This window comes from Sinorhizobium arboris LMG 14919 (assembly GCF_000427465.1).
GTDB classification, from domain to species: domain Bacteria; phylum Pseudomonadota; class Alphaproteobacteria; order Rhizobiales; family Rhizobiaceae; genus Sinorhizobium; species Sinorhizobium arboris.
The window spans coordinates 3,492,352-3,504,263 of sequence record NZ_ATYB01000014.1; the positions used below are offsets into that span (position 1 = coordinate 3,492,352).

Annotated in this window: 9 protein-coding genes; 1 reads left to right on the forward strand and 8 read right to left on the reverse strand. The window is 62.8% G+C overall.

Annotated features, from left to right (window positions below; genetic code table 11):
• Positions 1 to 183 precede the first annotated feature (183 nt).
• Entirely contained in the window at positions 184 to 2,316 is a 2,133-nt protein-coding gene (locus SINAR_RS0127980) for a TonB-dependent receptor (RefSeq protein WP_028002155.1), read from the forward strand.
• A 165-nt stretch (positions 2,317 to 2,481) separates the two neighbouring features.
• On the opposite strand, the gene SINAR_RS0127985 is transcribed toward SINAR_RS0127980, so the two are convergent.
• The 8 genes from SINAR_RS0127985 to SINAR_RS0128020 all read right to left on the reverse strand — a co-directional run bounded on the left by SINAR_RS0127985 (position 2,482) and on the right by SINAR_RS0128020 (position 11,866).
• Positions 2,482 to 3,600, reverse strand: coding sequence for an ABC transporter substrate-binding protein (locus SINAR_RS0127985; RefSeq protein WP_050577584.1), 1,119 nt, complete (start codon positions 3,598 to 3,600; stop codon positions 2,482 to 2,484).
• A 44-nt stretch (positions 3,601 to 3,644) separates the two neighbouring features.
• Positions 3,645 to 4,874 (reverse strand): MFS transporter, encoded by a 1,230-nt coding sequence (locus tag SINAR_RS0127990; RefSeq protein WP_028002157.1) that lies wholly within the window; start codon positions 4,872 to 4,874, stop codon positions 3,645 to 3,647.
• The gene (locus SINAR_RS0127995) at positions 4,871 to 6,757 is read right to left on the reverse strand and encodes an IucA/IucC family protein (RefSeq protein ID WP_028002158.1); all 1,887 of its coding nucleotides are present in this window, start codon (positions 6,755 to 6,757) and stop codon (positions 4,871 to 4,873) included. The genes SINAR_RS0127990 and SINAR_RS0127995 overlap by 4 nt, the downstream gene beginning before the upstream one ends.
• A complete protein-coding gene (locus SINAR_RS0128000) occupies positions 6,757 to 7,896 on the reverse strand; it encodes an NAD/NADP octopine/nopaline dehydrogenase family protein (RefSeq protein WP_028002159.1) in 1,140 nt (379 codons plus the stop codon). Before SINAR_RS0128000 ends, SINAR_RS0127995 begins: the two co-directional genes overlap by 1 nt.
• Complete coding sequence (locus SINAR_RS0128005; RefSeq protein ID WP_028002160.1) at positions 7,893 to 8,903, reverse strand: PLP-dependent cysteine synthase family protein; 1,011 nt, start codon at positions 8,901 to 8,903, stop codon at positions 7,893 to 7,895. Before SINAR_RS0128005 ends, SINAR_RS0128000 begins: the two co-directional genes overlap by 4 nt.
• A complete protein-coding gene (locus SINAR_RS0128010) occupies positions 8,904 to 10,277 on the reverse strand; it encodes a Y4yA family PLP-dependent enzyme (RefSeq protein WP_028002161.1) in 1,374 nt (457 codons plus the stop codon).
• On the reverse strand, positions 10,277 to 10,705 hold the full coding sequence (locus SINAR_RS0128015) for a ParB N-terminal domain-containing protein (RefSeq protein WP_028002162.1): 429 nt from the start codon (positions 10,703 to 10,705) through the stop codon (positions 10,277 to 10,279). The genes SINAR_RS0128010 and SINAR_RS0128015 overlap by 1 nt, the downstream gene beginning before the upstream one ends.
• Before the next feature lie 516 nt (positions 10,706 to 11,221).
• Positions 11,222 to 11,866, reverse strand: coding sequence for a TetR family transcriptional regulator (locus SINAR_RS0128020; protein ID WP_028002163.1), 645 nt, complete (start codon positions 11,864 to 11,866; stop codon positions 11,222 to 11,224).
• Between the last annotated feature and the right edge of the window lie 46 nt (positions 11,867 to 11,912).

Here is an 11,912-nt window from a genome sequence, read left to right on the forward strand (position 1 = left end):
ATTCATCTGCGAAGCTGTCCGAAATACCGGTTCTTTTTGCAGCTGCCGGTGAGTGAGTGGTCAAATATGCGATCAATATGTTGACAAATTAAGTCAAGTTATTTAACAGCCCATTGAGCCAAAGAACCAGCTCTATCCGAGACGAGCCGTTTGCTTTGGTCGTCATTCTGCGAGGGGCTTTGTATGGAACTACGTGTTGGGGTGCTGGCCGTGTTGCTGGCGACGGTAAGCCGCGCCGCATTGGCGCAAGATGCGACGGTGCTGGAGCGCATCGAGGTGAAGGCGGGCACCTCGACCGGGACGATCGGCGCCGAGCCGGAAGCCTATGCCGGGGGACAGGTGGCGCGCGGCGGCCGCGTCGGGCTTCTCGGCAACCGCGACTTCATGGACACGCCGTTCAATATTACCAGTTACACGGCGCAAACAATCGAAAACCAGGGCGCGCGAACGGCGGCTGACGTCGTGGCCAATGACCCGTCGGTCACGAGCACGCACGCCTCCGGCGGCATGCTGGACTCATTCTATGTCAGAGGCTTCCCGCTGAACGAGGGCAACTTCGGCGAGATCGCCTTCGATGGGGTATTCGGGGTCGCTCCGGCCTACCGCCTGTTCACGGACTATGCAGAGCGGGTAGAGGTGCTTAAGGGTCCGACTGCGCTTCTGTACGGCATTTCGCCGAACAGCAGCGTCGGGGGTACTATCAACATTGTCCCGAAGCGCGCGGCAGACGTCGACCTGACCCGTGTCACGACAGACTATGCCTCGGATCTCTACGGCGGCGGGCACGTCGACGTTAGCCGCCGGTTCGGCGACCAGAGGCAGTTCGGCATGCGCTTCAACGGCAGCTATCACGGCGGCGATACGGCGATCGACAACCAGTCACTGGACGTAGCGGTGGGGGCGCTGGCGCTCGATTACGAGGGCGAAGACTTCAGGGCAACGCTGGACGTCATCGGGCAGCGGCAGGATATCGACGCGCCGCTTCGCCCCTTCTTCCCCGGTGGCAGCTTTGATATTCCCGACGCGCCGGACGGTCGCTCCAACGTCCAGGAACCATGGGAGTGGGCGAAGACCGAGGACCTGTCGTGGCTGAGCCGGGTCGAATATGACGTAAGCGACGCCGTCACGATTTTCGCCGCCGCCGGCGGAGGCAATTCACGCGTCGAGCGGCTCTTCGGCACTCCCCGGCTTCTCAACGCCGCAGGCGACGTCAGCATAACGCCGGAAAACTTCATCTTCGATATCGACCGACTCACGGCGGAGACAGGCGTGCGTGCGGAGTTCGAAACGGAAGCGGTCGAACACACCGTGACGTTCCAGGTCAGCGGCCTCCGGCAGACGCTCGCGCGCGGCTCGAACTCCGGAACCGCGCAACCGACGAACCTGTACGATCCGCTTCCACGTCCCGAACAGGATGTGCCGCGACCCGGCCACGTGCCAAGGCTCTCGGAGAATACGTTCTACGGCTTCGCCCTCTCCGACACGATGTCGATGCTCGACGATCGCGTGCTGTTGACGCTCGGTGGTCGCTGGCAGCAGATCGACACCGAAAACTACAACCCCAGCACCGGCGCGATCGCTTCATTCTCCGATGAGAGCGCATTTACCCCGCTTGCCGGCATCGTCGTCAAACCATGGGAGAACGTAGCCTTCTATGCCAATTACATCGAAGGCCTCGGTGTTGGCGACACGGCACCGCAACAAGCCAGCAATGCGGGGGAAACGCTCGCTCCCTACAGGTCCAGGCAATATGAGATCGGGACCAAGATCGACCTCGGGCGCAGTGCGCTGACGCTCAGCGCCTTCCAGATCGAAAAGCCATCCGGCGAGATTGGCGCAAACGGCGTCTTTGCTGAAGGCGGCGAGCAGCGCAATCGCGGCGTGGAGTTGAGCGTGTTCGGAGAGGTGACCCAGGACGTTCGGGTCCTCGGCGGCGTGACCTTCATTCATGGCGAACTGACGAAAACGAACAACGCCGCAAACCGCGGCAACACGCCGATCGGCGTGCCATCGCTGCAAGTCAGGCTGGGTGCGGAGTGGGATACGCCGTTCATGCCGGGCTTGACGCTCGCCGGCAACGTCATCCACACGGACGAGCAGTTTGTAAACTCGGCAAATACCCAGGAAATCCCCTCATGGACCCGGCTCGATCTCGGCGCCAGATACGTGACCGAGATCCAGGAAAGGCCGGTCACGTTCCGCGCGAATGTCGAGAATGTCTTCGATCTCGACTACTGGTCGGGCGTCGCAAGCTACGGGACAATATCGCAAGGTGCGCCACTGACCGTGAAGGTTTCGATGACGACCGATTTCTGACGTCAGGCCGAGTGCTGCCGTCGAAGAGACGGCGCTGCCGCTCTAGCTCTTTGAATCGATCACGTTCATGATTTCACGTCGACCCGACCTAAAATCATCGTGATCCAAGGCGAGGCTCCGTCGACAAGAGCCTCGCCCGCTTGAAGCCATCGAGTTCCGACCGGGTCAGTCGGCGCGGTCGGCGAGGCTGGCGGCATAGCCGGGCCTGTAGGGGATGGGCAGGAAACGGCGGTGATATTCGGCGAAGGTCGCGTCCGGGTCGAGATCGGCAAAGAGCTCAGGATGGAACCATTTCGCCAGTTGCTGGACCGCAAAGAATTCATAGGGGCTGTTATAAAACTGATGCCAGATGCCGTGGAAGTTCTGCGTCTTCTGGGCTGAGATATCGGTGTAGGCGCTGCGGCCGGTGAACCATTCGAGCTTTTGACGGGTCACCTTCGGATCGGCGCCCGGGCCGAGCGGGATCCAATGTCCACCGGGCACATAAGCTTCCCAATCAGCGCTGGTGACGACGACATGCTCCGGATTGGCGGCAATCACCTGCTCGGGATTGAGCTGTCCGAAGGTCGAGGGAAGAACGTCGCTGCCGATATTGTGGCCGCCAGCAAGCTCGACATATTTGCCGAAGTTTTCCGCGCCGAATGAAAGGCAGCAATCATCTGCATAACCGCCGATCCTTTCGATGAAGACCCTGGGGCGTACCGGTTTGGCTTGGGCGATGACGTCGGTGACACGGGTCATGGCCCTCTGGCGGAATTCGATGATCTCCTCCGCGCGCGCCTCGCGGCCCATGATCTTGCCAAGCAGACGGATAGTCGGTTCGGTATTCTTCAGCGGATAGTGGCGGAAGTCGATATAGACAACGGGAATCTTCAGTTCCGCGAGCTTCTCGATGTATTTTGCGTCCTCGTTGGCGCGCATGGCTTCGAGATTGAGCAAGACCACATCGGGCTTCAGGACGATAGTCGACTCGATGTCGATCAAGCCGTTCTCCTGGCCTGGAAAGGCCCGGAGCTTCGCCAATTTTGGGAAGGCCTCGAGATACTGGGCATAGGTAGCTGGATCCGCCTCGATCAGATCGTTGCGCCATGCGACGACGCGGGCCACCGGGTCTTCCGGCTCGAGGGAAGCAACGAGATAGAGCTGCCGCCCCTCTCCCAGCAGCATACGCTTGACCGGCGCATTCACAGTCACCTCGCGGCCGGCGATGTCGGTAACGGTGATCGGTGCCTGCCTGTCCGATGCTGCCTGCTCCTCGGCGAACGACACCGCCGGAATCAGCATGGCTAGGAAAGCGATCGCGGCACGCAACACTGAAGGTTTTCTTCTCACGATAAATCTCCTCTATCGAATGACTGGCGCGATTTGATCCATAGGCCGACCGCCACGAGACATGAAAGGCCGTAGAGGCTTGCAACGAACGGGAATGCCACTTCGAGACCGAAGCGTTGCGTTGCGACAACGCCGGAAATGATCCCCACAACCGAAGCACCCTGCTGGCAAGTTTGCGCAAGACCCAAGACCGACCCCTGCCGATCGCTTCGCGTGGCGGCCGAGACGAGCGCCAGGAGGACCGGGGTCGTTCCCCCCAGCAGCGCGCCCCAGGCGAGATAAAGAGCCGCGAAAAGGCCAAGGTTGCGGGTCGAGCCGGCCAGACCGGTGACCAAAAGGCAGCCGGCTGCGATCCATACGCTCCAACCGAGCACGAACGTTGGCGCGCGCGCCGCGAACACTCGCGCCCATACCGGCGCGCCGACCACAAAGCCGAACGCAAGCAGTCCGTAGCTCAGGCCCGTGACCCAGTGCTGAGCGCCGTAGATCTCAGACATGTAAAGGGCAAACGGCACCTGCAGCACCATCCGGCTTGCGATCAGCAATCCTATGAACAGGAGAAGTCCAGGCACGGATATGCCGGTCAAGGCCGCGCGGGATGCCGCCGCCGCCTTGATCGGTCCCGCGCCGCCTGCACTTTTCGGCGGCACCGGCAGGCTCGCCCACGCGACGGCGGCGCAGAGTGCGCATATCACGCCGGCGGTGAGGTTGACGGCCGCGAAGGGTAAGGCGTCGAGGATGAGACCGCCGAGGAAAGCGCCGCCGAGCGAGCCCACATTGGTGGCCACCTGGAGCCAGGCGAAGAGGCCGGCCCGATCACGCCCGCCGGTGACCTCGATGCCGTAGGCCTGTGCCGGGGCGATATAACCGGCGCAGGCCCCCTGCAGAAAGCGCAGCGCCAGAACGGTCCAGACGTCTTCGGCAAAGGCGACCAGCAATTGCGTTAGCGCAAGGCCGGCCAGGGCCCGAACCATCATCAGGCGATTGCCATGGCGGTCGCCCATGCGCCCCCAAAAGGCGCTCGTCAGCGACACGCCGAGCATCGGACAGATATAGACGCCGATACCCGCAAGGCCGAAGACGCTGTCCGAGGGGCTCAAAGCCTTGATCTGGATCGGCCAGAAGGGACCGCTCATCTCCATGGCGCCCATGGAAATGAATTGCAGGCCGAAAAGCAGCGCGAAGACGGGTCCGAAGCCGCGCAGGACGGCGACCGTGCTGTTCATTGCGCGCCCACCAGCGGATTTGGCAATTGGTGTTCGACCCGGTAATCGCGATAACGTTCGAGATGCATGCGCAGGACCGAACGCGTCGGCCAGGGCCGCCCAAGAAAAGCGTCGCGCTCCGCGAGCCAGAACGCATCCGACAGCATGCGTGGTCGCAGCACCTCGAAGGCAGCTTCCGTCTCCTCCCGCAGGGTGCGCCACAGGCTGTCGCCGGCCAGCGAATATTGCTCGGTGAGGCAAAGCGCGATCTCATGAAGGTGGCAGACAAAGCAGGCATCAATAACGAAGGAGCGCACGAGACTGATATCGTCGTCGAAGGTGGTCGGCAGAATGCCGCTGCGGCTGAAGGGCTTCAGCTCGTAACCGCGCTCCTTGAAGAGCGGGGCAAAACTGCGGCCGTCGCCAAAGTCGCGGATCAGCAGTTTCCGCGGTAGGCCGCGATCGTCGAAGAGGATGGTGCTGTTCTGCTGATGCGCCTCGAAGGCAATTCCGTAGAGAAGATACATGGCCAGTGTCGGCCGGACGACGATGCGCGCATAGGTACGGAAGAACGCTGCGACTGACGCTTCGCACTCGTCACCATTTCTGGCGATGAGCTCGCAAATGAGCGGGCGGCCGTCCAAAGGGCTTGCCGTCAGCAACGCCGCGACCGTTACCGGCAGCAGGCCGTCCGTGCGTGCGAGAGCGTCGGTGTTGCGATAGACGACAGACAGGAAGCGGCCGGGGTGCTCGTCGCCCGTATCCGGATGATGCAGGATCGCACCCAGTTCTTCGATGAAGATCTCCAGTTCGCTTCTGAGATCATCCTCCCTCGACAGTATGTCGGAAATCAGCGTGCTGAGGCGCGGTCCCATATGGATCGACTTCGCCTGCAACGTGCGCTGCTCGCTCGTCATCCAGATCGCAATCGGCAGCTTCACGAAGGGCCTCGGTGCCTCGGTCTCCGGTAGCATCGTGCGGAACGACATGGACGGCAGCGTCACGATCTCCGGGCCGTCTGGGTCGAAAACGCCGGCCTCGATCTCGGCCGCGAATTCGCGGCGCACGAAATGCTCCAGATGCCAGGCGTGTACGGGCAGCGGCTGCCACTCCGCGGGCGACCTGCCCCGCGCTTTCAGCCCTTTGACCCAGTCACGCCAGAGGTCCGGGAAGTTCTCGGCGAACCATTCCGAATAGCTGCCGACATGCGGCATCTTCTCGACGTAAACCCAGCTGCTACGTAGCGCCGCGATGCGCACGCGCACGCGTGCGCCGAACTCGGGCGACAGTGCAGCGACGTCCTCCGGAGACAGGCCGGGCTTGGCCTTCCAAGTCGGATAGAAGGGGTGGCCTTCGAGCGCGCCCCATTGATCGAGAGTTATCGCGGCCAAGTGCGGCGGCAGGCTTCCTTCCAGATAGGCAAGGAAGCCGGACGCGCCGGCTTCGGCGGTTTCCTGGCGCAGCGCGGCGCTCCAGCGCTCGCGCTCGCGGCGTGCCAGCATGTCGTTGCGCATGCTGTTGTCGACGTCGCGCAGCAGATGCTCCAGTCCGTCGGGAGCAGGCGTGATCGCCAGAGAGGGGGCAACCTCCCGCATCAAGGCGACCGGATCATTGATTTGCTGCCGTGCCCCGGTGCCGTCGAGCACTTCGATCTGTCCGCGGTTCCGTAAGGTTCCGGCGGGCGCGAAGCTGAGATCGGTGAAGTGCAGCACACGCTGCGACGCCCAGAGGGGGAACCAGGCTTGACGGCGGTCGCTTGCCCACAGCAAGGCGTTCGGCTCGAGCAGGCGCTCGGCGAACAGGCAGCGCACCAGCCGGTTGATCGCGTTGAGCGATGCCTGCGTCAAAAGCGCGAGGTCCTCGCTGTCGGCGGGACTGGTCACGGAAGGGGTCCTCTCGTCCATCACGCGGCCTCCGGCCAGTCGGTCGGCACATAGTTCGGTGTGCCCGCGGTCAATTGGCCGTGGTAGTGGAGCGCCCAGCGATATGTCCTGGCGATCGCCGGTACCGCCACGTCGAGCCGTTCTGCCATCGTGACAAGCAGAGCCTGTCCGACAGCGATATCCTCATGGAAGGCTCGGCTTCCGCGATCGATGACGAGTCCCGGGCCATGTGGGTTGGGAACGAGGGGGGCACGAATGCCCGCATAGGCGCGATTGGTGCGCAGAAGTGTGTACATGGTTCGGTCATCCTCGATCTGGCCGCCATAGGCCTCGATCAACTCCTGCTGAAGCGGCTTCACGGAACTGAGATCAATGCCGAGACGCGCCTCGCTCGCCCGGCGGATCGCCTGGTTTTCCGCATCGCAAGCTTCCAGGAGCTCGGCGCCTGCCTGCGGGCAGTCGCTCCACCAGCACAGGGGTTCATCAAACGGTTTCTTTTCCCAGGGTGCACCGGGGCCGACGAGTGCGTAGAGCACGGCCGGATGCATCAGCGCATTGCCGGGCGTCAGCGTGATTTCGAGATAGTCCCGCAACAGGGTGACGGGCGCGTCATAGAGGCGCCCCAACATCGCCACGAGCGCGGTGCCGCTCGCAGCGCTTTCGCGGCGATGAAGGGCAACGAAGAGGTCTGCCTTGGCGCCCCCCATGCGCACGCGCTGGCCTGCAACCAGATCGAAGGCGATATGGGGCACGTCCTTCATGCCCCAGATCACGACATTGTCACGCTCCGAGAGCGCCTTTGCCGCGAGCCAGTCGAAGCCGCAAAAACCGGGGATTGCTCCGACATAGACGCTCTTATCCGTCGGCAGATGTGGAGCTATGCGGCGCAAGAGCTCGGATCTTGCCTGGGCGGGCTGCGTTATGACGACCATGTCGGCGTTGACAAGCGCCTGGCTTGGATCAGTTCCGACATGATCGGGCCTGGCGCTCAAGATGCGGCCGTCTCGCGTCTCCGCTTGCCAGACATCGTCCCCACTTGCCCACCGCTCGGCGACCGCGGTGGAGGTAGTCAGGACCGAAACCTCGATGCCCGGGTTCCGCTTGAAGAGGACCGCATTCAAATGTCCCGTGCGGCCCGCGCCGCAAATCGTCACCTTCATGCTGCGCGCGCCTTTCCGACGAGCCAGCCATCCAACTGGGCGGCGATTGCCGGATCGAGCAGGCGGCGCTTCGCCATCCATTCGTCATCGAAAATCGTCCCCAGATATTTCTCGCCGCCATCGGCGACCGTGGTGACGACCATGCCGGTGAGCTTACCCGCAGCAATGAATTCCAGCGCCTTGTAGATGGCGCCGCCGGTCGAGCCGCCAACGAGCAGCCCCTTGCGCCGGGCGATATAGCGTGCGGTCTCGAAGGCTTGCGTGTCGCTCACCTGCACACCTTCGTCGATGCAGCCATAGTCGAGCACCTTGCCGACTTCGTCGCCGGCGGGCGTGCCCGTTCCGGACTGGTAGTACGGGTATCCCGGCTTGCCGAAGACGATCGAGCCGGCCGGTTCCACGGCAATGGTGCGCACCGCCGGATTATGGCGCTTCAGACGCTGGGAGATTCCGGTCATCGAGCCGCCGGTCCCGACGCAGCCGACAAAGGCGTCGATGCCGTCGGGAAGTTGGGCAATCAGTTCGTCCACGAGGGCGGCATAGCCTTCCGGATTTGCCGGATTGTCTGACTGGTTCATGAACAGCGCGCCCGGAAGCTGGGCACCCAGCTGCGCGGCCAGGCGTTGGCGCTCGACGACGGCGACCTCGTCCTCGCGAAAGTCGCCTTCGACATAGCGGATCTCGGCGCCTAGCGCCCGCATCATGCGGATCTTGTCGGGCGCTGCATGGTGGTCCACCACGGCAATGAAGCGCAGACCGAATTCCAGCGCTGCGAGCGCCAGCCCCGTGCCGGTATTTCCGGACGAGGATTCAACGATCGTGCCGCCCGGAGCGAGGCGCCCATCCTGAAGCGCGGCAACCACCATGCTGCGCGCCATACGATCCTTCATCGAGCCGCCGGGATTGTTCTTCTCGATCTTCAGAACCAAGGTGGCATCGCGGCCAGGTACTTTGATCGACATGACCGGCGTCTGACCGATCAATTGCGTTACGGTCGTGTGCAGCATCTAAATGCCTCCAATTGTGTCGGGAAAGAGAATTGGATGTCCTTCCGCGTCCTTGAGGACGCAGAGGCGAGCGGGCATGGGGTGGCGATGGAATTCGTTTTCGAGGAGATCCATCTGGTAACCGGCGGTGTTGGCGTGGATCAGAAGGTCACCGGCATGCGGTGCGATCGGGAAGTTCAGCCATCTGTTGCTGAGAACGTCCTCGTCCAGGCAGCTGTGGCCGGCCAGATAGGCGCGGACCGGCGGCGATTGAACGGCCGGCCTCGTGCCCGGCACGAGAATCGGATCAACCAGGAATTCAGAGGCGAACCAGGTTTCGCAGGCGCTGAAGCTGCTGCCCTCGACAAAGATGACGTGCGAATCCGAGCCGAGCGCCTTTACCCGTGATATGCGGAAGACGGTAATCGCCGCCTGGTCTGCCAGGGCGCGGCCCGGCTCCATCGCCAGCATGAGCTCCTCACGCGCGAGATAGCCGGCAACGCTGCGCCCCTGGCTCATCTGCGCCTGCAGGAGCTGGCGCAGCCAATCGGCCGCTGAGAGAGCGCCGCCATAGGGATAGAAGGAGTCCGGTATTTTCCCAGTCCGGTAATCTTCGGGCGCCTGGGCCGCGAGATGCGCCCGGTATTTGACCTGATCGACATATTGGATGGGGAGACCGCCACCAATATCGATCATACGCGGAGAAAATCCCATCCGCCGGGCCTCCGTAACAAGGTCGGCGGCCTCGCATAGCGCTGCGAAACGGGTCTCCCATCGATAGCCGCTGAGGTGGAAATGCAGCCCGTCGAAGCGCAATCTACCTTCGCGGGCAAGCCGAGTAAGGCAATGAACGACCGCGTCGGCCGGCATGCCGAAGCGGCTCTTACTCTGGTCTCTCGGCCGCAAGCGCAGGAGGATCGGCTGTGGACCAGCATCTGCCGGCAGAGCGTGGATGAGATCCTCCAGCTCCTCCGGCGAGTCCACCGATATCAGCGCGTTGCAAGAGATCAGCTCTTTATGAAAAGCGCCCGTCTTCGCCGGTCCCGTCGCCACCAGCCGGGCACCGTCGGCCCCAAGCCGCCTTGCGTCGCGAAGCTCGTAAAGGCTGGAGACGTCGAGCCCGGCGCCTGCGCTGAGCGCTGCGTGCATAAGCCCCGGCGATTTGTTGACTTTCGCCCCGTAGTAGATCGCGTGCTCGACGCGATGCTCGATCAGCAAGTTTCTCAACGCGGCAAGATTCTCCTGCAACGCGTCCGGCCAGACGAGATTGAGTGGCGAGCCGTGGCAGGCGACCCAGTCGAGAAGAAGGGGCGTGTGTCGGGTGAGAAGGTCCGCTGTCGCGGACCGCAAAGTCGGTGGCAGGTCGGAGCCGATCTTGTGGCAATGCAGCGTCATCATAGGGCTCCCGCGGAACGGGCCGGCGTCATGTCCGTCGAAGAGGGACTGCTCAAAAGGTCAAGTGGCACATCGCATGTCGGCAGGCCGTCTGCGAAAATGTGCCGGGTCGTCTTGCAGGGAAACTTGCGGCCGCTGCGGGCCATCGCGAAGATTTCCGAGGGCGTGACGCTCTCGCCCGGGCGCCAACTTTCCAGGCGCACCGAATCGTAGTCGAGAAGGACGACGGGCACCATCACGAGACGGAGGCGGTGCGCAACCGTCAGTCGGTGATGACCGTCCATTACGAAAAGGGCATCCTTCTCGACTGCTATTGGCCTCGTCCATGACGTCGCTTGCAGAATCAGGGCCTGCAATGCATCGACCCTGTCGGGGCTCACCTCTTCCGTCGGGATCAACCGTTCTGGTGAGAGAAGGCAATACTCCATGCCCGGCCTCGCGCTCGTTCTTTTGCATTGGGAATATATCTTGAGTCAATCACTCAAGATTAGATATAGCCACCTGTGATCGTGCCGTCAAGGGCGTCTTCAACGGTCGATTGCTTGGCGTGTCGGGAGCGCGCGACGGTGACAGCCGTCCCGCGCTTCGAAGGAAAGCTTTGGGTCGGATTGAAATGGCACGAAAAGCTTACGTTAGTTCAGACAAGAACAGCGTCGTAGAAGGATTTGCCGGGTCCGCGGCAGCTAAGATCGCGACGCCTTAATATTCTCGATGGACCCACTCGGCCCGTTCCATTCAAGGGAACCACTCCGAACGCCGCTCTGTACGAAGCAGAAAAATACCGGCACAAGGCCTGACCACGAGTGGAGGCGCCGCGACGGGAAGGCGGGCGCGAGTGGAGGGGCGGCGGCCCTCGCACCGGTCCCGATGCGGGACTGGATCGAACGAATGCTTCGAGGGCGGTCAATCCGCGCCGAATGGCCGCCGGCCGGTGCGCCCGGTGTTCAGGCGGGCGTCTTCTTCTCGGCGCAGCAAGCCGGCACCCGCCGGAAGCCCGCAAAGAGGCGCTGCAGCGCTTCGCGCCCTTCGGCCACAAGGTCGAAGCGGCGGCCGAAGAGCAGCCATTCGGTGCAAAGCCCCATCATCATCCAGCGCAGGGCTCGCGCCGCAGACGGCGGCGCCCAATGCTCCTGCAGCTGACCTCTGTCGAGTGCGCGGGCGAAGGCAAGTTCGAGCAGCGCATCATGGCGCTCCTCGATCTCGCGCTGGCGGACGAGAACGGCGGACATGTCGTTGTCGTAGTCGCAGCGCAGCATGATGGCGAGAATGCGTTGCCGCTGCTCGTCCGCGGCCAGCGTCGCCAGCCAGTCGCTGGTCGCGCTCTCGACGATGGCGAGCGTGTCAGCGGCTTCCGTTTCGATCTCGCGCGCGATCATGTCTTCGTGGGGTAGCGGGACGGCCTCGTAGAGAGCCAGGAAAAGATCCGTCTTGTTGGCGAAGTGCCAGTAGATGGCGCCGCGCGTGACGCCCGCCTCCTTCGCTACTTCCTCGAGCGTCGTGTTGGGGACGCCCTTTTTGTAGAACATACGTTCGGCGGCGGACAGGATGTTCTGTCTTGTGGCCTCGGCGTCGGCCTTGGTTCGGCGCATCTATTCCAGTTCTCCTTAAGCGACGGCCCGCCTGGTTTCGGGGCGG